15 protein-coding genes are annotated in these 22,203 nt (G+C 65.5%); 10 read left to right on the top strand and 5 right to left on the bottom strand.

Annotation, left to right across the window (positions count from 1 at the left end; translation table 11 throughout):
- Positions 1–98 precede the first annotated feature (98 nt).
- Both BDD21_RS10555 and BDD21_RS10550 read right to left on the bottom strand, forming a co-directional pair.
- A complete protein-coding gene (locus BDD21_RS10555) occupies positions 99–3,587 on the bottom strand; it encodes a GH36-type glycosyl hydrolase domain-containing protein (protein ID WP_120797138.1) in 3,489 nt (1,162 codons plus the stop codon).
- Positions 3,588–3,834: 247 nt separating this feature from the next.
- Entirely contained in the window at positions 3,835–6,984 is a 3,150-nt protein-coding gene (locus BDD21_RS10550) for a discoidin domain-containing protein (protein ID WP_120797137.1), read from the bottom strand.
- A gap of 207 nt (positions 6,985–7,191) precedes the next feature.
- Between BDD21_RS10550 and BDD21_RS10545 the strand changes: the two genes are divergently transcribed.
- From BDD21_RS10545 to BDD21_RS10505, 9 genes are all read left to right on the top strand, one after another.
- On the top strand, positions 7,192–8,874 hold the full coding sequence (locus BDD21_RS10545) for an ABC transporter ATP-binding protein/permease (RefSeq protein WP_120797136.1): 1,683 nt from the start codon (positions 7,192–7,194) through the stop codon (positions 8,872–8,874).
- Positions 8,871–10,259, top strand: coding sequence for a GH1 family beta-glucosidase (locus BDD21_RS10540; RefSeq protein ID WP_120797135.1), 1,389 nt, complete (start codon positions 8,871–8,873; stop codon positions 10,257–10,259). Before BDD21_RS10545 ends, BDD21_RS10540 begins: the two co-directional genes overlap by 4 nt.
- A 131-nt stretch (positions 10,260–10,390) precedes the next feature.
- Entirely contained in the window at positions 10,391–12,532 is a 2,142-nt protein-coding gene (locus tag BDD21_RS10535) for a glycogen synthase (protein WP_170164730.1), read from the top strand.
- Positions 12,533–12,604: 72 nt separating this feature from the next.
- Positions 12,605–13,936 carry an alpha-amylase family glycosyl hydrolase gene (locus tag BDD21_RS10530; RefSeq protein ID WP_120797134.1) on the top strand — a complete coding sequence of 444 codons (1,332 nt, stop codon included), beginning with the start codon at positions 12,605–12,607 and terminating at the stop codon, positions 13,934–13,936.
- Positions 13,937–14,144: 208 nt separating this feature from the next.
- Positions 14,145–14,960, top strand: a complete 816-nt coding sequence (locus BDD21_RS10525; RefSeq protein WP_120797133.1) for a hypothetical protein — start codon at positions 14,145–14,147, stop codon at positions 14,958–14,960.
- Entirely contained in the window at positions 14,953–15,306 is a 354-nt protein-coding gene (locus BDD21_RS10520) for a magnetosome protein MamC family protein (protein ID WP_120797132.1), read from the top strand. The genes BDD21_RS10525 and BDD21_RS10520 overlap by 8 nt, the downstream gene beginning before the upstream one ends.
- Complete coding sequence (locus BDD21_RS10515; protein WP_120797131.1) at positions 15,299–15,484, top strand: carbon monoxide dehydrogenase; 186 nt, start codon at positions 15,299–15,301, stop codon at positions 15,482–15,484. The genes BDD21_RS10520 and BDD21_RS10515 overlap by 8 nt, the downstream gene beginning before the upstream one ends.
- Before the next feature lie 91 nt (positions 15,485–15,575).
- The gene (locus tag BDD21_RS28580) at positions 15,576–16,025 is read left to right on the top strand and encodes a YtxH domain-containing protein (RefSeq protein ID WP_245969519.1); all 450 of its coding nucleotides are present in this window, start codon (positions 15,576–15,578) and stop codon (positions 16,023–16,025) included.
- Entirely contained in the window at positions 16,015–18,201 is a 2,187-nt protein-coding gene (locus BDD21_RS10505; protein ID WP_245969517.1) for a heavy metal translocating P-type ATPase, read from the top strand. The genes BDD21_RS28580 and BDD21_RS10505 overlap by 11 nt, the downstream gene beginning before the upstream one ends.
- 149 nt (positions 18,202–18,350) lie before the next feature.
- On the opposite strand, the gene BDD21_RS10500 is transcribed toward BDD21_RS10505, so the two are convergent.
- The gene (locus BDD21_RS10500) at positions 18,351–18,722 is read right to left on the bottom strand and encodes a cupin domain-containing protein (RefSeq protein ID WP_120797129.1); all 372 of its coding nucleotides are present in this window, start codon (positions 18,720–18,722) and stop codon (positions 18,351–18,353) included.
- A 230-nt stretch (positions 18,723–18,952) separates the two neighbouring features.
- On the opposite strand from BDD21_RS10500, the gene BDD21_RS10495 reads away from it, so the two are divergent.
- On the top strand, positions 18,953–19,306 hold the full coding sequence (locus BDD21_RS10495; RefSeq protein ID WP_120797128.1) for an HMA2 domain-containing protein: 354 nt from the start codon (positions 18,953–18,955) through the stop codon (positions 19,304–19,306).
- 354 nt (positions 19,307–19,660) lie between these two features.
- On the opposite strand, the gene BDD21_RS10490 is transcribed toward BDD21_RS10495, so the two are convergent.
- Both BDD21_RS10490 and BDD21_RS10485 read right to left on the bottom strand, forming a co-directional pair.
- Positions 19,661–20,911 carry an ISL3 family transposase gene (locus BDD21_RS10490; protein ID WP_120795416.1) on the bottom strand — a complete coding sequence of 417 codons (1,251 nt, stop codon included), beginning with the start codon at positions 20,909–20,911 and terminating at the stop codon, positions 19,661–19,663.
- A gap of 181 nt (positions 20,912–21,092) precedes the next feature.
- The gene (locus BDD21_RS10485) at positions 21,093–22,187 is read right to left on the bottom strand and encodes an alpha/beta hydrolase (protein ID WP_120797127.1); all 1,095 of its coding nucleotides are present in this window, start codon (positions 22,185–22,187) and stop codon (positions 21,093–21,095) included.
- Positions 22,188–22,203 lie beyond the last annotated feature (16 nt).

Below are 22,203 nucleotides of genomic sequence, written 5' to 3'. Positions count from 1 at the left end.
CATCAAGCAGGTCAATATAGATGCACATCTTAAGTGAGCGTCGGGTCCGCGTGAAGTCCCTTGAACGACGTCGCGACGGAGCCTGCTCGGCGCTCGGATCAGACGTCGAGATCACCGCCGTCGGCGGCTCGCCGACCGATCTCGATCTCGATGCGATAGAACCCTCCCCGGGCCGGCAGGACGATCCGCGCGGTCCCCGCCGAAACCACCCCATCTTGGCCGTCCAGACGCGCAACGACGACCTCCGCGCCGCCATGCGGATTCGAGACCCGGATGTCGCAACGGGTCGCCCCGTCGGGGAGGCGGTAGAGGATTCGAAACCCGGGCCAATCGCTCGGGATACAGGGTCGGAGGAGCAGAGTGCGCCCCGCTTCGACACGCAGCCCCAGCACCGACTCGAGCGCCGCTCGATAGAGCCAACCGGCGGAGCCGGTGTACCAGCTCCAGCCGCCGCGCCCCACATGCGGCGCTGCGCCGTAAATGTCCGCTGCCACCACATAGGGTTCGAGCCCGTAGTTCGCCAACCGCTCGGGTGTGCGCGTGTGCCAGACCGGCGTGAGGCGTTCGAGCAACGGGGCCGCCCGCTCCCTATCACCAAGCTCGGCAAAGGCCATCACGGCCCAGCACGCCGCGTGGGTGTACTGGCCGCCGTTCTCGCGCACGCCGGCCACATAGCCCTTGATGTAGCCTGGATCCTGCGGCGTATCGACGAATGGCGGCGTGAGCAGGCGGATCAGGCCCAGGTCCTCGTCGACCAGCTCCGAATGCACGGCGGCCATCGCCTGCGTGGCCCGGGTGCGATCGACCGCACCCGAGAGCACGGACCAGGCTTGAGCAAGCGCATCGATCCGACATTCACTGTTGGTGTGCGAGCCGAGCGGAATGCCGTTGTCGTCGTAGGCGCGGCGATACCAGTCCCCGTCCCACCCGGCGTCTTCGAGTGCAGGGATGAGCGCGTCGCGATAGGCGCCGTAGGCGGCGACGCGCGCGGCGTCTCCGCGCCGTTCGCAGAGGGGCAGCACATCCGCGAGGATGCGATACAGGAAGAAGCCCATCCAGACGCTCTCCCCGCGCCCGAGACGCCCGACGCGGTTCATCCCGTCGTTCCAATCACCCGTGCCCATTAGCGGCAAACCGTGTGCGCCGCGCGTGAGCGAGCGGTCGATCGCCCGACAGCAATGCTCGTAGAGATCGGCCGACTCACCGCTGTCTTCGGGCCGAAGGTAGACCTCGTCCTCGCCCGGCGCGAGGAGCGGCGCCGTCAAAAACGGGATGGACTCGTCCAGGATCGCCATATCCCCCGTCGCGCGGATGTAGTCGGCCGTCACGAAGGGCAGCCAAAGCAGATCGTCCGCAAAACGGGTGCGCAGGCCCCGCTCCAGAGGCGCGGGATGCCACCAGTGCAGCACGTCGCCCTCGCTGAATTGATGGGCGGCATGCAGCAGGATCTGGGCGCGGGTCAGATCCGGGCGCAGGCCGACCAAGGCGGAAGCATCCTGCAACTGATCGCGATAGCCGAAGGCACCGCCGGACTGATAGAGGGCCGAGCGCGCCCATTGGCGGCAGGCCAGGTTTTGGTAGGTCAGCCAACCGTTGAGCATGAGATCGATCGCCGGGCTCGGCGTATCGACCCGGAGCGCGTCGGTCAGGTCGGTCCAGAATCCCGTCATCTCCGCCATGGCCTCGGCGACCGCATTCGCACCGCGATAGCGTGCGAGCAGGGCGTCCAGCTCCGCCTCGTCGAGACACTCACCGAATAGGAAGACGCATTCCGCCGTCTCGCCGGGGGCAAGTTGGATCCTTGATTGCTGCGCGAAACAGGCGTCCGTGCCGGCGGCGTCGGAATCGCTTTGGACGGCATCGCCGTGGGCGGCACCGCAGAGGTCGGCGCCGGACACGACGGCAGCCGGCGAGACAAGATCGCGATGACGGCCGATGAAGGCGGCACGATTGCAGGTCAGGCCGACCGGCTCGACTCGGCCGCTCGTGACCAGGGTCGCGGCAAAGACGATCGCGCCGGCAAAATCCCCCGCGGCCGGGTTCACTGCTCGCAGGATGTCGCGCTCCGGATCGAACGCGGTCTCGATCGCCCCGGGCGTGTTCGGTTGACTGCCCAACACCAGGTGCTGATACGAGAAGGTCGAGAGTGTGCGCGGGTGCGTCCCGCGATGGGTCAACCGCAGGCGCAGGATGCGAACCGGGTCGCGACGTGGCACGAAGAGGGTGACCTCTTGCTCCAGATCCTTGTAATCACAACGAAACGCAGAATAGCCGAAACCGTGGCGGACCTCATAGTCCACCGGTGCCGGACGTGGACCCGGCAGGGGCGACCAGACCTCCTCGCCCCGCGAAACCGCTGCCGAATCGCCCTCGGTCTCGTCGCGCAGATAAATCGCCTCGCCGTGCGGATCGCCGACCGGATCGTTGAACCAAGGGGTCAGCCGATTGGCCTGGCTGTTGCGACACCAGGTATAACCCGCGCCCGTCTCGCTGACCAGGAACCCGGCACGTTCGTTCGCGATCACGTTGATCCAGGGCTGAGGCGGACGGTGCAGCGCGGTTCCGTTCCAGGACAGGCGGATCACATAGACACGACCATCGGGCGAGAATCCACCGTGACCGTTGAAGCATCGCAGGGCCTCGCCGTCCCGGTCGATCGCATCCGTCTCGGCGCACGGCGGCACCATCGGCGTTGCCGACTCCGGAGGCTGCGGCGATCGACGCGCAGGGGAACGGGCGTCGTCGCGTCCGTCTCGAAAGGGTCGGATCAGATCCAAGGCCGCCTCGCGCCCCTCCGCCGCCCCGGTCAGGAAGAGGATCTCGTCTTCGCCCTCGGGGGCAAGCTCGACAACGACGCGCAGTGCGAGGATCGGATCCAGAACACTGCCGAGCGCATCGGACAAGGGCTCCGTGCCGAGCAAGGCCGCCGGGGCATTAGGACTGCCCCCGCGCCCGAGGAAGCGGCGACGGTCGGTCTCCCAGCCGATCGCCTGGGCGCCGGCGACGGCGTGGACCAGCCAGGGCCAACGCTCCTCGGCGGCACGCGGCCGGCGCCGGGCCAAGAGGGCGCCGGAGTCGGTGTCGCGATCGGTCTGGACGAACAGCTTGCTGAAGGCCGGGTGTGCGGCGTCCGCGTTCGGGTCGTTCAGGACGACCTCGAGATAGCTGGTCACCTCGATGCGCCGCGCACGCGCGGAGCGATTCTGCAGGGTCAGACGACGACACTCGATGTCGGATGCGGCCTCCACGCCGAGGGTCAGACGGGAGAACAGCTCCTCGGTCTCGCGTTCAAGCTCGACGCCCGCCTCCGGACCCTCGCCGACCGCGCGACAGCGGTAGAGCGGTACCGGAACGCGGGTCGGCTGATAGCCCGCGGACCAAAAACGCCCGGTCTCAAGATCACGCAGATACAGGATCGCGCCCAGGTCGTCGATCACGGGATCGGCCCGCCCGCGGGTCAGGCCGATCCCGTGCCATGACGAGACACCGCTGCCGACCTCCGAAAACGACACCGCATAGCGGCCGTTCGAGAGCCGATAGATGGCGGGAAGCGCGACCTGCGGTCGGTTGTAGCGATCGGTGTCCATCGTTGGGGTTCCTGACAAGCCTAATCTAAACCGCGCCCGGCGCGGTATGCGATGTTTTCGGATGGGATCGGCCCCGGCCGACTTGACGACCGTTGGAGTCGGCGCGGTTTAACATACTAAAAAACATTAAATTTTAAACCGCGTCTCACCGAGATCGAGGACATCTCCAAAGCCAAACGCAAAACGAAAATGTCGCATGTCGCTCTGGACGCGGTTTAAAGACAAACTCGGTCGGCGCAGACGCGGATCAGCTCACGACCACGCGCGCCGGCACGGCACGGATCAACAACTCGGCCGCCGTGACCTCGTCTGTCGGCGCGCCGTTCACGGTGATGGACCGCGACGCGAGATCGAGCGGCGGGGCGAAGCGGATCCCGCCCGGGGGGATCCGGTCGAGGCCCGCGAGGCTCAGCTCGATGGCATCCCCTGCCCCGCGCCCGAGATGCAGGTCCAGCAGGCCATACCAGGTCGGCAGACCGATCACGCTCACCGGGCCTTCATCCAACCAGTCGAGTGGAATCCCGGCGCAGACCACGAGCGACCCGTCCACCTCGCGCTCGTAGACGAACAGGTCCCGAAAGACCAGGACATACTCGGCACTGATCCAGGCATGCGGCAGGTCGCCCTGATGGCCGGGCGCGCGCGGATCGTGCCAGATGATCTCGGGCCACTGGTGCCAGGCCGGCGGGCGCAGATCGGCGAGGAGGACGCGCAGAACCTCATGGGCATCGCGGCGGCGCCCGAGTCGGATGAGGGCCCCGACCACGCGGACCTCGTAGGGGCTGTAGTTCGTCCAGTCCACGCTCCGGTCGTGCATGGCTCGAAAGCGCTTCAGAAGCTCCTCGAAGGTGCGCTGCAAGGCGGCCTCGGGCAGGCGGTGGCCCTCGTCGATCAGGGTCAAGGCCACCGCAATGGCGGTCGGGTCGGGGTCGGCCCATTCCACCGAGCCGGGGATGAAGTCGATCCCGCGCTCGGACATGGTCAGCGCGATCGAGGCGTAGAGGGTGCGGCGAAAGTCCTCGCAGAGCGCGGTCAGGCGCGCATGCTCGGCGTCCTCGCCGAGGATCTCGGCGAGCCAGGCGGCATCCTTGAGCCCGCGCACCGCCCAGAGATCGTCCCAGTAGGCATGCACCGGCTGGGCGAGATACCCCTCGTGGCTCACAGACTCGGGTAGAAGACCGAAACAGGCGCGGCGCTCGGGCGTGCGCTCCGCATCGGTCAGACGCCGGGCGCGCAACTGCTCCAAATAGGCAACGGCACGGCGCACGGCCGGCCAGAGATCCGCCGCGAGCTGTCGGTCGCCGGTGAAGCGGACCGGCTCGGCGACGGCGAAGATGAATTCGCCGAGGCTGTCGTGCTCGGGCAGCCAATCGGGGCCTTTGTGGTCGACACAGCAGGGCACCTCGCCGGCCTCGGTCTGAAACCCGGCGTACCAGCGAACAAAGTCCGCCGATTCGCTCCGGCACCCCATGCGCAGCAGCGCGGCGGACATGACCGCACCGTCGCGGATCCAGGACCGGGTGTAGCGACGCGGCCCGGGTTGAAAGGCCGGTCCGTCGCGGTTGATCAGGATGTGGGCCAGCGCCGTCTTGGCCGTCGCCGCGAGGATGCGGGCCGAGGGCGGAAGCGCGAAGGTAACCGCGCCGAGCCGCTGCGACCAGTCGTGCATCGCTTCGTCGAATCCGGCGTTCGCATCGAGCCCGTGCCCGAGCCGCAGCGCATCCACGACCGGCCCCGCGCGGTCCCGGGCGAAGGGGATCGCGATCACGACCTCCTCGACCTCGCCGGGCGGGAGCACCCGATCGAACCGCAGCGCCCCCGAGGCAAAGCCGAGCGGGTCGTCCGCCGCTTGGTCCGGCGGGAGCCGGCCGAGGGCGAGCCGATCGGTGATCGCGCCCTGATCGAAGGTCGCCGCACCGAATCCGCTCGGCGCGCTCAGCGGCACCAGAATCTCGTCGTCGTTCACCCGAACCCAGCGGTCGCAATAGGCAAGCCGATCGATCGGACTCACGCCGCCGATGTCGGCATAGCCCTGCCACGGCGGCGAGACCTGGAAGGGGCGCACCGCGACGAAGAGTGTGGCCGCGACCGGGGTGTCGCGCCGATTCTCCAGACGATACCGTGCATAGAGCACCCGCTGCCCGAGAACGCCGGCCGCAAAGGCGGTGGTCACGAGGACCAGACCGGCCCCTGCCCCGGTCACCGAGGGGATCGGCAGCTCGCCCTGCTCCAGAGCCGGCATCAGCGCCAGCTCGGCCCAGCCGAGCAGACCCTCGTCAACGAACAGGAAGGGCTCGAGCGTCCAGCCGGCGCCTTTGCCCGCGGCGGGACCGACCTCGATCAACCCGTCCTCGTTGAGCAGGGCTGGAATCCCCCCGTCGGGGATATCCACGGCCGTCCAATACGTCTGCTCACGATAGAGCCAACGCGGATAGCGCCCGCGCGGCCCGCGTTCGGCCACATGATGGAAGAACTCGTTGGGAGAGCGCGAAAAGGCATCGGGCTGAAGCGCGATCGATCCCAGTGCCGGGTAGACGCCGTCCGGCCCCGGATCGAGCGCAAGTCGCAAATAGCGCGAGGATGCGTTCGGTAGACCGACGAGGTTGCAGACGCCGCCGGCGCGTGCAGCGGTGTAGAGCAGGCGCCAAGCCTCCCCGTCGTTCGAGGCATAGAGCCGGAAGGCGCGCTCGCCCGCCGGATCGGACTCCGGGGGGAGCACGGGCTCGTTCCAGTGCAGGATCAATCCGCCGTACTCGCATTCGCGGCCAAAATCCAGAGTCAGTGTTGCCTCCCCGCAACCGGAGCCGGCACGCCAGTCGGTCGCGGATCCGGTGTCGAGAACAGCCGTGGGCGGATGTCCCGGCAGGGCGGCCGATGCTGCTAGTCCCGGCGGCCAGGGCGGCGTGCGGTCCTCCATGCGAAGCTCGGCGATGCACAGATGGCCTCGGCCACCGGAGCCGGAGCCGGAGCCGGAGCCGGCAACGATCGCGATCTCGATCGCACCGATCTCGCGCGCCACACCGCCGCCGGCCGGCCCCCAGGCGAAGTCGATCAGGCGGCTCGGGATCTCGAGGACGCGCCAATTACCGTCGGGCTCGAGCGTCTCCTGCAGATAGCGCCAGACGTTGGTCCCACCCGAATCGACCAGCTTCAGCTCGAATTGACTGGGCGGCATCGCACCGCGGACGGCGAGCCTTAGACAGTAGGCCGGCGGAAGCCTGAGCGTCGTCGGACGCCTGGCCACAACAAAGCCGCCACCACCGTGGAAATCGAAGTCGAGCCGCAGCGCGGAACCGTCGGGACCTGTGTCGGACTGCAGCCGAAGCTGCGCCCGTCCCGAGGCGTATGCCTGCCAACTCGAGGGGTCGACGAAGTCATCCAGTATCTCGCTCGTCATGGGTTGCGGATCCCGCGGGTGGCGGTTGAAGGGCGTCGATTCGGGGGTAGGCGGGATCGAGCCGAGGATCCCGCGCAACCGGTCAGGGCGTAAGGCTATACTCGCGCCCGGCCAGCGTCATCCGCGACGTTGGGCCAGGGTAGCCGGACGGCTCGTCGTGCGCTCCGTCGGCACTCGCTTCCCCGATCTCGAAGGCCCGGCCCCACCATGATTGCACTGCGCACAACCATCAGCCGCGCGACCTGGAAACGCTTTCTCGACATGCTCGTCATGCTCGGGCGCTCGGAGGTCGGCGGCAAAGCCAAGCTGCTGTTCGCCTTGCTGATCTTGCTTCTGTTCGGCATCAACGGCCTGAATGTGCTCAACAGCTACGTCGGCCGTGATTTCATGACGGCCATCGAGAACAAGAACATGAGCGGCTTCATGCACTTCGCCCTCATCTACGTCGGCGTGTTCGCGCTCTCGACCCTGGTCGCGGTCTATTTTCGCTACAGCGAGGAGCGCTTGGGTCTGGTTTGGCGCAACTGGCTGACTGCCAGGGCGGTGGAGCGTTATCTCGACGATCGGACCTATTTTCGCCTGCACGATACGGTGGATCTGGCCAACCCGGATCAACGCATCAGCGAGGATATCCGCTACCTCACGGCCACGACGCTCTCGTTCGTACTCCTCTTGCTCAACGCGACCTTCACGGTGATCGCCTTCTCGGGTGTCATGTGGAGCATCAGCCCGCTCTTGTTCGTCGTCGCCGTCTCCTATGCCGCGCTGGGCTCATTCATGACGGTGCTTCTCGGCAAGCCTCTCATCCGCTTGAATTACGACCAGCTCGACAAGGAGGCGAACTTTCGCTCGCGCCTGATCCATGTCCGAGAGAACGCCGACTCCATCGCGCTGCTGCGACGCGAGGCCAGACTGAAATTCCAGCTGCTCGAGCGTCTCGCCGATCTGACGGCGAATTACCAACGCATCATCCTGGTGAACCGCAACCTCGGATTCTTCACCACCGGCTACAACTACATGATCCAGATCATCCCGGCCTTGGTCGTCGCCCCCTTGTTCATCAAGGGGGATGCCCAGTTCGGGGTCATCGCCCAGTCCGCGATCGCCTTCGCCCATCTGCTCGGCGCCTTTTCGCTGATCGTCACCCAGTTTCAGTCGATCTCGGCCTATACGGCCGTGATCGCGCGTCTAGCGGGGCTGCGCGAGGCGATGGGGGACGACGCAACCCCGAGGACCTCGAACATCGAGATCCGCAACGACGGCGACCGCGTGGCTTTCGACGCACTCACGCTGCGCTCGCCGCGCAGCGGGCGCGACCTGGTCACGGCGTTGTCCGTCTCGGTCCCGCGCGGCAAACGTCTCTTGATCATCGCGCCGAACGAGTCGGCCAAGACGGCCCTGTTCCGCGCGACCGCCGGGCTTTGGGACGCCGGTGAAGGACGCATCCTACGCCCGAACGACCGTGCACTCATGTTCCTCCCGGAGCGGCCCTATCTGCCGCCCGGCACGCTGCGGCAGCTGGTCACGCCGAGCGACGCAAACGGATCCTTCACCGACGAGCGCATTCTCGCGAACTTGCGGGCACTCAAGCTCGAGCCCGCGCTTGTTCGGGCGGGCGGGCTCGATGTGGAGCGCAACTGGAACGAGCTGCTCTCTCTCGGCGAGCAGCAGCTTTTGGCGTTCGCGCGGGTGATCCTCGCCGAGCCCGCCTTCGTCATGCTCGACCACCCGACCCGGGCGCTGAGTGAATGCCAGATCGACGAGCTGCTCGGGATGCTGCGCGAGCGCGGGATGACCTACATCACGCTCGGCGACGAGGACGACGATCCCGGTGCCTACGACGAGGTGCTCTTGGTCGACCAGGACGGGACCTGGAGTGGGCAGACATGAACGAACAGGCTCCCGAGATGCCGACCGACTCGCCGCCGAGCGGCTTCCTGTGGGGCGCGGCGACCTCGTCCTACCAGATCGAGGGCTCCCCGCTCGCCGACGGGGCGGGGCCGAGCATCTGGCATCGCTTCGCCCACACGCCCGGGCGCGTCTTGAACGGCGACACCGGGGATATCGCCTGCGACCACTACCGGCGCTGGCGCGAGGATGTCACCCTGATGGCGTCGCTCGGTCTGAACGCCTATCGCTTCAGCGTCGCCTGGGGACGCATCCTGCCCGAAGGCACCGGGCGGGTGAATCAGCCGGGCCTGGATTTCTACCGACACTTGGTCGATGCGTTGCTGGAGCAAGGGATCGAACCCATGCTCACGCTCTACCATTGGGATCTCCCCGAGGCGCTCGACGCACGCGGAGGCTGGGCGAGCGACGCGAGTCCGGGATGGTTCGCGGACTATGCACGGATCCTGTATCGCGCCCTCGGCGATCGGGTCCGCCTCTGGATCACCCTGAACGAACCCTGGGTCATCACGGCAGGCGGCTATCTCTTCGGCGACTTGGCACCCGGACACCGCAGCCAGAGCGAAACCCCGATCGTCGCGCACAACCTGCTGCGCGCCCATGCCGCCGCCTTGGCGAGCGGTCGGGCCGAAGGGATCGAGCGCATCGGGCTCGCCGTGAATCTGGAACCGCAGTATCCGGCGAGCCCATTGGCGGACGACATCGCCGCGACGGCACGCCGCGACGCCTTCATCAATCGCTGGTTTCTCGACCCGGTCTTCTTCGGACGCTACCCCGCGGAGATGGAGGCCATCTTCGGCACGGCTTGGCCCGAGTACAGTGCAAGCGAGCTGGACGCCCTGCGCGCCCCGCCGGACTTCATCGGCGTGAACTATTACTCGCGCTCGGTCGTGCGCGCCGATCCGACCGAGCAGCCGGTCGGTGCCCGCCGCGTGCGCCAAGACGCGCGCCCGCACACGGCGATGGATTGGGAGGTCTACCCGCAGGGGCTGACCCACATCCTCGCCTGGATTCAGGGACGCTACGGCAACCCGCCCGTCTACATCACGGAGAACGGCGCGGCCTTCGACGACCCGCCGCCGGTCGCGGGGAGACTCCACGACCGGCAGCGCGTCGCCTATCTGCGCAGCCATCTGCGCGCCGCCTCCCGCGCGCTGCGCCGAGGGGTCGATCTGCGCGGCTATTTTGCCTGGTCGCTGCTGGATAATTTCGAGTGGAGCTACGGCTACGCGAAGCGCTTCGGCCTGGTGCGGGTCGACCCCGTCGATCGGCAACGCCTGATCAAGGACAGCGGTCGCTTTTATCGCGACGCGATTCGGCGTTACGAGGGCCGAGCGCGACCCGGTGATGCGGCCGCGCCGGGCTGAGTTTCACGAGGTGTCGAACGGCTGCACGCGACGACCGGTCCGAAGACGCTCGCAGGCGACGCCCGGGGTACACTAGCCCTCGGCCGCTGAGTTGTACCCGGAACGAACACCGCTGCAGGAAGAAATCAGGCATGGCGAAAAAGCCGACTGGATCCAAGCCAACCGAATCGCAAAAGGACGCCGCACGACGCGGCGCATCCAAGCACACCGCATCCAAGTCCGCGACAACGAGCCGTCCGCCACTGCCCGCGGACGAGGCGAAGGTCGCCGCGGTCGGCTCGGGCGCGTCCGTTCCGGAGCCAGGCTTATCGCCTCCGGCAGACACGCTCGTGAAGAAGGCGACCGAAACCGCGACGCCCGCTCCGGTGGTCTCGGCACCGAGCACCGCCCCCGCCTCGCAGCCTCCGATCGACTTGGCGCCGACGCCCGAGCCGGCTGCAGAACGTCCGCCCGGCGGATCGGCCGCAGGCAGCGAGATGGCCTCCGAGTCCGAACCGAAGACTGAGCCTAAACCCGTGCCCGAGGCCAAGCAGGCAACACCGCCGACCCGCAGCGCGACGCCCGCGGAATATCCGGCACCTCCCCCGACGCGACCACGTCCGACCCGCGACCCGGAGCCGGCGTCCAAGCCCGCTCCAGTGTCCCGGACGGAATCGGAGCTATTCCCGGAGCCGCTTCGGGAGCCGGAGCCCGAGAAGCCAGCAGCACCGCCGCCCGAGTCCGAGCCGCAATACGAGCAGCCACCCGAGCCCGAGCCGATCCATGAGCCCGCTCCGCCGCCGGGGCCTGCGCGCCCGAGCCTCTACGTTGTCCACATCACGCCCGAGCTGGCCTCGGTCGCCAAGGTCGGCGGGCTGGCCGACGTGGTCTTCGGTCTGAGCCGCGAGCTGGCGATCCGCGGCAATCATGTCGAGATCATCCTGCCGATGTACGCGACCCTGCGGCACGATCAGATCTTCGAGATGCACGAGGTCTACAAGGATCTCTGGGTTCCTTGGTACGACGGCGCCATCCATTGCACGGTCTTCTTCGGATTCGTGCACGGGCGCAAGTGCTTCTTCATCGAGCCGCACTCGCCGGACAACTTCTTCAACCGCGGCAGCATCTACGGTTTCAAGGACGACGTCCTGCGCTACGCCTTCTTCTCGCGTGCCGCGATGGAGTTCCTCTGGAAGGCCGGCAAACATCCGGACGTCATCCATGTGCACGACTGGCAGACCGCCTTGGTCCCGGTGTTCCTCTACGAGTTTTATCAGCCGCTCGGGATGACCCATCCGCGGGTCTGCCTGACCATCCACAACTTCGCCCATCAAGGGGTCACCGGGGTCGAGATCCTGCACGCGACCGGGCTGCATCGCCCGGAACGCTTCTTCAATCAGGATCGCATGGCGGACAACACCTATCCCAAGGCACTGAATCTACTCAAGGCCGGGATCGTCTATTCCAATTTCATCACCACGGTCTCGCCGCGCTACGCCTTCGAGACCAAGGATCAGGGCCAGGGCTTCGGCCTGGAGCCGACCCTGCACACCCATCAGATGAAATACGGCGGCGTGGTCAACGGCATCGACTACGACATCTGGAACCCCGAGGTCGACCACCAGATCCCGGTGCGCTACAGCGTCGAGAGCATCGACGGCAAGTACGACAACAAGCGCGCCTTGCGTCATCGCCTGATGCTCGCCGACAACGACAAACCGATCGTCGCCTTCATCGGCCGACTCGACCCGCAAAAGGGTCTGGACCTGGTCCGCCATGCGATCTTCTACACCCTGGAGCGGGGCGCACAGTTCGTGCTGCTCGGCTCCAGTCCGGACGATCGCATCAACGGCGATTTCTGGGGCCTCAAACGGATGCTCAACGACAGCCCGGATTGCCATCTGGAGATCGGCTTCGACGAGGATCTCTCGCACCTCATCTATGCCGGAGCGGACATGATGTTGGTGCCGAGCCGCTTCGAGCCCTGCGGCTTGACCCAGCTGATCGCCCTGCGCTACGGCACGGTGCCTGTGGTCCGGGAGGTCGGCGGGCTCGCCGATACCGTCTTCGACAAGGACTACTCGCACCGTCCGCTGCACGAGCGCAACGGCTATGTCTTCCGCGATTTCGACAACCCCGGCCTGGAGTCGGCGCTCGGACGCGCCATCGCCTGTTATCGGAACCACCCCGAGCATTTCCGGGAGTTGATGAAGAACGGCATGCGCAGCGACTATTCCTGGAACACGCCCGGCCAAGACTACCTCAACATCTACGACTATATCCGCGAAGGCTGAGGGGCCGCACGACGGCCTCGACCCAGCCCCCAATCCGCCGCGCCGAGGCGCGGCAAGGAGCGCATCGGCTCGATGAAGATCTACAATCTGTTTCCCCGGCTCGCCGGACATTTCAAGGACTGGACGCCCCACCTCAAGCGGGCCGCCGGTATGGGTTTCGACTGGATCTTCGTCAACCCGATCCAGGTTCTCGGCCAGTCCCGCTCCCTCTACTCGATCGCGGATCATTTCGCGATCAACGCCACCTTCGTCGGCCCGGATACGGGTCGGACCCCGGAGGAGCAGGTTCGCGCCATGGTCTCGGAGGCCGATCGGCTCGGTCTCGGCATGATGATCGATCTCGTGATCAACCATTGCGCCAAGGACTCGCGGTTGGTGCAGGAGCACCCGGATTGGTTCGTCCGCGACGGCGACGCCGTCGCAAGCGCCTTTTGTGTCGAGTCCGACGGGAATCGCGTCGTTTGGCACGACCTGGCGCAATTCGATCACCGCGGCTCGCCCGATCGCGCAGGACTCCTGGCCTATTGCATCAAGATGGTCGAGTACCTGATCGATCTCGGATTTCGCGGCTTCCGCTGCGACGCGGCCTACCAGATTCCCAAACCGGTCTGGGAGCATCTGATCGCGCACATCCGCAAGGCGCATCCGGATGTCGTCTTCGTCGCCGAGACACTGGGATGCTCGCCCGAGCAAACGCGCGACACGGCCGCCGCCGGGTTCGACGCCATCTTCAACAGCTCCAAATGGTGGGACTTCGAGGGCGGCTGGCTGCTGGAGCAATACGAGCAGACGCGCCGGCTGGTCCCCTCGATCAGCTTCCCGGAGAGCCACGATACCGAGCGGCTCTTCCAAGAATCCGGCGACAACCCCGACGCCATGAAGCAGCGCTATCTGTTCGCCGCACTCTTCTCGGCGGGCGTCATGATCCCGATCGGTTTCGAGTTCGGTTTCAGACGCCGGCTCGACGTCGTCAACACCCGCCCCGAGGACTGGGAAGCCGCGAACCTCGATCTCAGCGACTTCATCGCCGAGGTCAACCGCATCAAGGACCGTTTCCCGGTGTTCGGGCAGGAAGGGCCGATCGAGCGTCTCCATCATCCGAATCCGGTCATCCTCCTGCTGCGTAAAGGGTCCGATACGGGTCGTGACACGGCACTGCTCGCCTTGAACAAGGATGCCCGGAATCACCAGCACCTGCGGATCGACGACATCTGTCAGGTCGCCCGAACCGCCGACCCCATGCTGGATGTCTCGCCCGAGTCACCCATGGACCGACTGCCGACACCCTTCGAACTCGACCTCGGCCCGGGCATGGGACGCGTGTGGGTGACCCCGGCGGTGCGCTCCGACGGCGAATCCGGCAGCGCAGAGCGCCCGAACGAAGACCGGACGCGGGCGGCCTAAACCGTCTCCGGAGCGAGATGCTCACTTTCGCGTGAGTTCGACGTTGGGTGCATCCATGGTCCTTAGCGGGGGCGCGGTTGAAAACCCCTCGCGCGCTTGGTCTACTCTGTTGAGAACATAAACAAGAACCGTTACCATTCGCTCAGAATCACTTGTGACGAGCCGGCACTGGGTCGACTCGATCGAACACCGACAAGGAACACTGAGCATGAGCGATCACGGCAACGGTCAACAGGGACACACGTCGGCGGCCGGTCAGCCGGCGGCGGACGCACCGCGGCAAGGCGCAGCGGAACCGCAGAAGGGTGCGGCCGCAGCGGGTTTCGCCCTCGGCGCGGCCGACTGTCCTCCGGCCCAGACTCAAGGCGCGAACACCCCACCTCCGAACGGCCCTCACGCCGGCACCGCCGGCCCCGGGATGCCGGGCGGCTATCCCGGCCCGGGCGCCGACTACGGCCAACCCGGCTTTGGCGCAGCCCCGCCTTATCAGGCGATGTATCCCGGCATGCCCCCGGGCATGCATCCGGCAGCGGCATCGCACCCGGCCGGCTACGGCCTCCCGCCGGGCATCGACCCCTATTGGGCGGCCTATCATGCCCAAGTCCAAGCCCAAGCCGGCTATGCAGCGCCGCCGCCCTATGCCGGGATGCCGCAGCCCGGCATGCCTCACCCCGGCTACGCCCCGGGCTTCGGTGCCATGCCCGCTCAGCCGACCGTCGCCGGCAATGGTCACGGTCACGGCCAGCGAGGCCCCGGAATGTCCGAACTCGTCGACGAGATCGCCAATGGAGGCAATGGTTTGTCGAGCCTATCCAAGATGCTCAACCTGGAGGATTCGGAATTTTGGAAAGGGGCACTTCTAGGTGCCGCCGCCGTGCTCGTGTTGACGAACGAATCCGTCCAAAGCGCCCTGTTCAAGACGGGCGCCAAGGCGAAGTCTGCGGTCAAGACGGGTGTCGATCGGGCCAAGGACGGTCCTCGGCGACCGCGACCGTCAGACCCATCGGAGACGTCGGATGTCTGATACCTATCTCGTTCAGACGCCGGCTCAACCCGGGATCCCGCCCGGCGGGACCGACTGCGCGACGCTGGTCCGGCTCGCCACCCTGGGCGCGGTCGTCGGAGGCAGCCTCGCCGCCGCCGCAAACCTGCAACGCGTCCAGTCCGGTGAGGTCACCGCGGCTGCCGCGTTCGGCGAGACCGGTAAGACGGCCGTGACCGCGGCCGTCGCCACCGCTATCGGCGGAGCGGCTGCATCCGGCATCGCCGAGCAAGGGTTGTTGCGCCTCGGCGTGATGTTTGCCGCGGGCACGCTGGCGCTTTACGGCCTGCAACGATGGGCAGACGCCAGGACGGATCCCGATGAGTGATCAGCGCCAGCGTCAACGCCACGGGGTTCACAAGCATCTGGTCGAAGGGATCGGAGGTCTCCTCGCCGGTGCAGCACTCGTCTTGCTTGCCCGATCCATCCTCAAGGCTCGAGCAAGACCCGAGACCCCGGACACCCAATCCTCACCGGCTGTCGCACCGACACAGGACCAGGCGTAAGGCCCCGGAAGCACCCGTGAGTCTAGTCCCTTACCATTATCGACCGATCAGCGACAACGTTGACGGCACATCTACACGGAGACGGATCGGCATGAGCAGCTCTTATCACCCCTCCTATGGTTACCCGATGGCACCCGGCATGGGCGCAACTGCGGCGCAGGGTCAGGCGGCCGGTCAGACAGCGGCCGGCGGACAAGGTCCGCAAATGGTCGGCGCGCCCGTTTACGGGTCGACCAACACCGGCGCAGGCTATGGGCAAGGTTACGGGGCAGTGCAGGCGGGGTACGGCTACCCCCAGCAGCAAAGCTCCTTCTTGAACTTCGGCAATGATCGCTTCCTGAAGGGCTTGCTGATCGGCGCTGCCGCGACCTATCTGCTGACCAACGAGAGCGTGCAGCGCACCGCAATCAAAGGGGTTGTGCAGGTGTGGTCGGCGCTGCAGAGCGGAATCGAAGAAGCCAAGGAGCGCTTCCATGACGCAGAGGCGGAGCTGCATCACGCGGCTCAATCCAAGACCGATGCCGGTAAAGATGCCGGCTAGAACGCCTCCTCGCGCGATGGACTTCGACTCACCCGCCTTTGACCTGAGCTACCGGATCGTCCACGAGATCCCGGGGCGTTTGCGTTTGCGTATCCCCGCACTCGGCGGACCGGGCGTCGAGCCCGAAGACTTGGAAGACTGGATGGACCCGCTCGGCGTGGTGACCGCAGCGCGCGCCAATCGCAGTGCGCGTACGCTGGTCGTCGCGTATCGGGAGTCCATCGGGGCGCGCGAGACCGTCCTGCAGCGGCTTGAGTCCTACACCCCGACGCAGGAACCGAGACTCGCGGCCGGCAGATCGCGCGAGGCCGAGATCGCGCCGATGGTCACCAATCTGGCGACCATCGCCCTCCTGCCTTTCCTCAGTCGCCCGCTCCAGATCGCTCTCACGGCGGCCAACGTGGCCTCGACCCTTGGGACCGGCGCCGAAACGCTGGTCCGCAAGGGCATCAAGGTGGAGGTGCTGGACGCCCTCGCGATCGGCCTCTCGGCGGCCAGAGGCGAGCTCTACACGGCAAACATCACCGATTTCCTGCTCTCGCTGGGCAACTTTCTGGAGCGGCGTACCGAGCGGCAGTCCGACCGACTGCTGCGAAAACTGCTCCGACCGGAGCCCGCGATGGCTTGGGTCGAGCGCGAGGGCGAGCTGATACAGGTACCGGGGGATCAAGTCATCGCCGGCGAGGTCGTCCAGGTCGGCCCCGGCGAGACCATTCCGGTCGACGGCCGGGTGGTCGGCGGCAGCGCACTGGTGAATCAAGCCGCGGTCACCGGGGAGGATGTCCCGGTCCGCAAAGAGGCGCCCTTGCGTGCGGTCTCCGGCTCGGTCCTGATCGAGGGTCGCCTGCACATCGAGGCTACCCAGGTCGGCGAGGAGACCACGACCGCACGCATTTCGCGTTTCATCCAGGAATCGCTCGACAAGCGCTCCGACACCCAGCGCGAGGCCGACCGGCTCGCCGATCAGCGGGTCTATCTGACGCTGGGTACAGGCGCGGCCGTCTATGGGTTGACCCGCAACCTGACCCGATTGCAGTCGGTCTTTCTGGTCGATTACTCCTGCGCCCTGAAGCTGGGCACGCCGGTGGCCTTCAAATCCGGGATGTATCAGGCGGCCGCTCACGGTGTGCTCATGAAGGGCGGCGAGGCGATCGAGCACCTCGCAGGTGTCGACACCATCGTCTTCGACAAGACCGGCACGCTGACCCACAGCGAGCTCGCGGTCACGGATGTCGTGGTGCTGAACGCACAGGCGAGCTGCACCGAGACTGCACTCCTCGCGCTCGTCGCCTCGGTCGAGGAGCATGCTTCGCATCCGGTGGCCAACGCTGTCGTGGAGGCGGCGCGCTCGCGCGATCTGCAGCATATCTCGCACGGCGAGGTCGATTACCTGGTCGCGCACGGTCTGTCCGCAGAGGTGCAGGGCAAGCAGATCCTGGTCGGCAGTCGTCACTATCTGGAAGAGCATCGCGGCATCGCGTTCGACGACCATGCCGAGGAAATCGCCCGGCTCGAAGAGGAAGGCAAGATCCTGCTCTTCGTCGGCAACGCGCACGGGCCAGTCGGGCTGATCGCCCTACGCGACACCTTGCGGGCGGAGACACGCGAGACGCTTGAGCGTCTGCGGACCCAAGGGATTCGTCGCCTGGTGATGATCACGGGCGACCGCCGCCAGAAGGCCGAAGCCCTCGCCCGCGAGCTGGGTCTCGACGCCTTCTACGCGGAGGTCGCACCGGAGGAGAAGGCCGATCTGATCACCCGTTTCCAGGCGGACGGCAGCCGGGTCGCCTTCGTCGGCGACGGTGTGAACGACGGCCCTGCACTGGTCGCCGCCGATGTCGGCATCGCCATGCCGCGCGGCGCGGACATCGCCCGCGCCACCGCCGACATCCTGCTGATGGACGACCGACTCGGCGCCGTGGCCGACGCCCGCGAGATCGCCACCAAGACCATGACCCTGATCCGCGGCAACTTCCGCGCGGCCATCGGGATCAACACCGGCATCCTGGCCGGCGCGATCGGCGGCGTCCTCTCGCCGGTCGCGAGCGCCCTCCTGCACAACGGCACCACCATCGGAATCCTTTTCAATGCGCTCAAGGGTGTGCGGCTCGAAGGGGAAACCGACGTGGCGGTGAGTGCCCGGCTCGAGCAGATCAAAGGCATCGCCAGTCATTGAACCGCGTCCGGCGGGATATGCGTTCTTGTTACTCGTACGCGATCTCGCGCGCATCTACGCGCGCCGGAGGGGACGCGGTTCAAGTGATGAATTTAAAGGCTTAAACCGCGCCAACTCCAAGACACATGTATTGCCCCGGAATACCGGCATCAGTCAACGTCCTCATCGGTGCTCCCGGCACGCTTTAGGCGGACCGGCGCACCGAAAAAGACCAGGACGGTCAGATCCTCCTCGACGTCGAAAAAGGTGTGGTCACAGGCTGCATGCACGTACATCAGCGTGCCTTCGCGGACCGCGTGCTCGCTCTCCCCGACCCGCAGTCGCCCGCGCCCCCCGAGCACCAGATAAAGCTCGTCCTCCTCGTGCGCGCTCGCCATGTCGCGCGATCCGACGGGGAGGTGGTAGACGGAGCAGCTGAGCGAAGGGGTGCGCAGAAACTCCTTGAGCGACAGGGTTCCCGGCTCGACGCGCGCCATCAGGTCTTCGAGCTGAAAGACCAACCAATCATCGTCGTTTTTCATCGTTCTCAATCTCACCTTCGAAGCTGATGTCATGGCCCGGCCAAGCGCTGCTGCCCCTGCTCAGGGCCGACCGCCGGAAGCGATCGGCGCGAGACGCCCGGTCGAGAACCTGTCTCGGGAAGCCGAAGACCCCGCAAGCATACCGGGAATGCGAAGGATTTGCATTTGCCTGAAACCGGTCATACCATGCGTGTGTCGTCATCTGGTCTTCCATCGCGAGGCATGCGTCCATGAGCCACTATATCCATCACGTCCCCGGCCGCCTACGGATCCGTTCCGGCTCGTTTCGTTGCGACCCGGTGAGCGCACGCTTGGCCGAAGGTGAGCTGCTCGCCACCGAGGGCGTCCGCGAGGTCCGCGTGAATCCGCGCGCGGGCAGCATCACCGTCCACTATGAGCCCGAACGCCTGACCCAGGTGCAGATCCTGGAGAGGCTCGAGCAGGTGGGCTGCCTCGGTGCCACCATCCGAACCGATACGGGGAAGACTCGCGTGCATGAGGCTTTCGGCAAGGCCCTCGTCGGCGCCGTCATGCAGAAGGCCGTCGAGCGCTCGGCCGTGCGACTGGTGAGCGTGCTGCTTTAAACCGCGTCCAGAGCGAAATGCGTAATTTTCATTTCGTATCCAGCGTCGGAGACTTCCTTGATCTTGGCGAGACGCGGTTTAGAATTTGAGCTTTTTAAACCGCGCCCGGTGCGGTATGCATAGTTTGTCGGATTGGCTTGGCCGCGCAGGATCCGATAATTGCCGGAGCCTGCGCAGCTTAAGATATTAAAAAATATACAATTCTAAACCGCGTCGCGGCTCTCCCGGAATTCAGGGAAAGCGCTAAAATATTTAAAAACATGACGTTGTAGTCATTTTGACCGAACACGTTGGTTGAAAATATCGCTGGACGCACCCCGTCCAAGCCATTTTTAAGCGGTTGTTTTTCATTGATCAGCGCGCGAAAACCCGATAACCGCACAGATCGAGGTACACCCTCTGGTAGAGCCGGCGCAGGTTGCTCAAGCCATAGCACCGCCGTTTTAATACTTTGATCTTGTTGTTGAGACCTTCGACGAAACCGCTCGTGTGTCGTTCGGTAAAATAATTGGTGATCTCGTCCCAATGACGGCGCAACGTTTTCAGGAAGGATTGAAAACACGTCATCTCGGCGTTCTTGACCCGTCGCATCCAGCCACTGAGTTTGCGCTTGGCCTGACCTTTGGACAGGGGCATGTCGTAGACCTCGGTGAGGGCTTGGCTGAGGGCATGAGCTTGCGCGAGTTGCGGGGAATAGGCGAACAACCGGGCGCGGATCCGCCGTTCCTCGGCGCTCAAGTCGGATTCGCGCTTGCGCAGGATCCAATGGACGTTCTTGAGCCCGCCGTACTCGGTTTTCGACAGGTCGCGCTTGAGCCGGCGCAGTTCTGTCTTGCGCAACGTCTCCACGGCGTCGCGATACAAACGCGCGACATGGAAGCGATCGGCGCAGATGGCGACGTGCGTGCCGAAGACGGCCTTGGCCGCACCGATGAAGCCGCTGTACAGGTCGGTGCACACGACGCGAACGGTGCGCCGCAAGGATTTTGGGATCGTGCGCAAAAACGCCTCGATGGTCGCGCGCTTACGGTCCTTGAGCACGGCGAGGATGCTCAGGGTGTCCTCGACCCTGGCGCTGACGATCACCACGAAATTGCCGTGGCCTTTGGTCAAGGCGATCTCGTCGAGCCCGAGCACGGGCAGCGCCGTGAGCGTCGTCCAGTCGATCTGGCTCGGGACGCACCGATCGAGAATACCGTCGAGGTGCTCCGGGGTGACGGCCTCCTTGTGCGCGACGTCTTCCAGGGTGCTGTTGATCAGGGCGCGCATCAGGCTGTGTTCGAACGCACGGGTGAAGCCGCTGCGCGGGTCGTACCAGTCCACCCGTTGGGTGGTGGTGGGATGATCCCGGCAATCGGGGCAGCGATACCGTTTGGGACGAATGAGAATTTCGGTGCGATGCTCGAAGATCGACAGATGGCGCAACCGCCGTTCTTCACCGAGTCCATGCGGCTCAGTGATGCGTCGGCCGCAGCTCCGGCACTGCGTGCCCTCCTCGGTGCTGTGCACATGAATTTCCAGCACAGCGGCGTCCGTGATCTCGACGCGGTCGATGGCGATCTGCGGCAGTCCGAGCAGGCGCAGGAGTTGGCTCTGGTCAATCATCGGTTTTCCATTGAGTTAAAAGCGTTCGAATGGAAGTTTACCAAGATTGGCTGCGTAGAACACTGATTTTACTAAACTTGGCGTTCCCTGAGATCCGGGAGAGCCCGCGTCGCCGCTAAGGGCCGTGGATGCACCGAACGTCGAACTCACGCGAAAATGAACATCTCGCTCTAGGCGCGGTTTAAATCAACCGATATGCGTTGATATCGGCCGCATAGGACAACCGATCCTCCGCCCGCCCGCCTTCGAAGGCATCGCTGAACACGGCCTTGAGCGCCGGGTTACGCGCTACCGGCTCGCCCGCGAAGTAACCGTGCGCATTGCCCACGCCATCGGCACGGGTGATATCGATATAGCGTGCATTCGCCGCAAACAGGTTCTTGAGGTAATGGCCGAGCCGCGCCCGCTGCGCATCACCCGGCTTGCGACGCGACCAGGCAAGGGCAGAGTCGTTCTCATTGATGACGATATAGAGACGATTGCGGGCCTGGATGCGCTGAACCCAGGTCTCGTGTGCCGCATTGTTCGTATCGGCAGCCACCAGCGAGACATTGTCGAAAATCAATCGTGCGGCGGCTGCAGCAGTGGGTTGCAGGGCGTATTTCAGAACATAGCTGCCCATGCTGTGGCACATCAAATTGAGCGTCACCTTGCAATCCTCGGCCAACAATTGGGTGAAGCGCGCATGAACCGCCTCCCGATTGCCGCGATCGCCGTCTTCCGCCATCGCCTGTTGCCACAAGGCATCACGACGTGCCTCGGTCAGCTTTTCATGGTAGAGCTGCACCTTCTCGAAGAAGCGGTTCAACGCGTCCATCGAGACCCGCGCATCCTGCTTGTCGTCGAGGTAGGCCGCCGTCCCGCTGACCGGTCCACCGCCGTTCGCCGGCCAACTGAAGGGCAGAACAAGAACATCGTAGAGCGCCTCGAGCGTCTCGGCCGTGCTCAGCACGTCCTTCATGTCGTTGTTGTAACCGTGGACAAAGACCAGCAGATGACGCTTCTCGCGTGCCGCCTGCTCCATGAGATCGCAGGCGACCCGCAGGCTCGCGTACCAATCCGCCCGCTCGTCGATGTCGAGCGCGTGTCGTCGCTTCAGCTCCCGCACCTCGGCCTGCGTCAGCTTGTCGGTGAGCAGCTCGGTGGCGTAGTGAGAACCCTGCTTGGTGACCTTGACGAGCCGCAGCTCATTGGGGCCGACCGTGTTCGGCGTATTGCCGAAGACATCCAAACCTTCCTTGCGAGCGTTGACCTTGCGGTTGGTGACGACGTACATGGCATCTCCTCCGGGT

It is taken from the genome of Thiocapsa rosea (assembly GCF_003634315.1).
In the GTDB taxonomy this organism is placed as follows: Bacteria; Pseudomonadota; Gammaproteobacteria; order Chromatiales; family Chromatiaceae; genus Thiocapsa; species Thiocapsa rosea.
The sequence above is the reverse complement of the archived record's forward strand: the minus strand, read 5'-3'. Positions and strand labels throughout refer to the sequence as shown.

What these genes read in the sequence shown, in the direction of transcription:
- BDD21_RS10555 (WP_120797138.1), bottom strand. Translation starts at nt 3,587, where the DNA reads ATGGACACCGATCGCTACAACCGACCGCAGGTCGCGCTTCCCGCCATC.
- BDD21_RS10550 (WP_120797137.1), bottom strand. Translation starts at nt 6,984, where the DNA reads ATGACGAGCGAGATACTGGATGACTTCGTCGACCCCTCGAGTTGGCAG.
- BDD21_RS10545 (WP_120797136.1), top strand. Translation starts at nt 7,192, where the DNA reads ATGATTGCACTGCGCACAACCATCAGCCGCGCGACCTGGAAACGCTTT.
- BDD21_RS10540 (WP_120797135.1), top strand. Translation starts at nt 8,871, where the DNA reads ATGAACGAACAGGCTCCCGAGATGCCGACCGACTCGCCGCCGAGCGGC.
- BDD21_RS10535 (WP_170164730.1), top strand. Translation starts at nt 10,391, where the DNA reads ATGGCGAAAAAGCCGACTGGATCCAAGCCAACCGAATCGCAAAAGGAC.
- BDD21_RS10530 (WP_120797134.1), top strand. Translation starts at nt 12,605, where the DNA reads ATGAAGATCTACAATCTGTTTCCCCGGCTCGCCGGACATTTCAAGGAC.
- BDD21_RS10525 (WP_120797133.1), top strand. Translation starts at nt 14,145, where the DNA reads ATGAGCGATCACGGCAACGGTCAACAGGGACACACGTCGGCGGCCGGT.
- BDD21_RS10520 (WP_120797132.1), top strand. Translation starts at nt 14,953, where the DNA reads ATGTCTGATACCTATCTCGTTCAGACGCCGGCTCAACCCGGGATCCCG.
- BDD21_RS10515 (WP_120797131.1), top strand. Translation starts at nt 15,299, where the DNA reads ATGAGTGATCAGCGCCAGCGTCAACGCCACGGGGTTCACAAGCATCTG.
- BDD21_RS28580 (WP_245969519.1), top strand. Translation starts at nt 15,576, where the DNA reads ATGAGCAGCTCTTATCACCCCTCCTATGGTTACCCGATGGCACCCGGC.
- BDD21_RS10505 (WP_245969517.1), top strand. Translation starts at nt 16,015, where the DNA reads ATGCCGGCTAGAACGCCTCCTCGCGCGATGGACTTCGACTCACCCGCC.
- BDD21_RS10500 (WP_120797129.1), bottom strand. Translation starts at nt 18,722, where the DNA reads ATGAAAAACGACGATGATTGGTTGGTCTTTCAGCTCGAAGACCTGATG.
- BDD21_RS10495 (WP_120797128.1), top strand. Translation starts at nt 18,953, where the DNA reads ATGAGCCACTATATCCATCACGTCCCCGGCCGCCTACGGATCCGTTCC.
- BDD21_RS10490 (WP_120795416.1), bottom strand. Translation starts at nt 20,911, where the DNA reads ATGATTGACCAGAGCCAACTCCTGCGCCTGCTCGGACTGCCGCAGATC.
- BDD21_RS10485 (WP_120797127.1), bottom strand. Translation starts at nt 22,187, where the DNA reads ATGTACGTCGTCACCAACCGCAAGGTCAACGCTCGCAAGGAAGGTTTG.